Origin of the sequence: Zobellella endophytica, assembly GCF_003012775.1 — a bacterium.
GTDB lineage: Bacteria > Pseudomonadota > Gammaproteobacteria > Enterobacterales > Aeromonadaceae > Oceanimonas > Oceanimonas endophytica.
Genome location: NZ_PXYG01000049.1, coordinates 1 through 255, shown reverse-complemented (window position 1 = coordinate 255; position 255 = coordinate 1). Strand labels below are relative to the sequence as shown.

Here is a 255-nt window from a genome sequence, read left to right as displayed (position 1 = left end):
CGGTCCTGACCGTGGCCGACGCCGGTCGGGTCGAGGAAGGGGCGGTGGCGACCTTCGCCATCCGCCTGGACAAGGCGGTGGATAACGCCACCACCCTGCGCTTCAGCCTGGGCGGCGACATCGCGGCAGACGACGTGGGCACCCCGACGGTGACCATCAACGGGGCGGCGGTGGCGGTGACCGATCTCGGTGACGGCCGTTACAGCGTGAGCGTGCCGGCGGGCACCACCGACGGCATCCGGGTGTCGGTGCCGA

At 72.2% G+C, this 255-nt stretch carries 1 protein-coding gene; it reads left to right on the top strand.

Annotated features, from left to right (window positions below; translation table 11 throughout):
• The coding region (locus C7H85_RS19775) for a hypothetical protein (protein ID WP_210433712.1) at nucleotides 1–255 on the top strand (255 nt) is incomplete at both ends.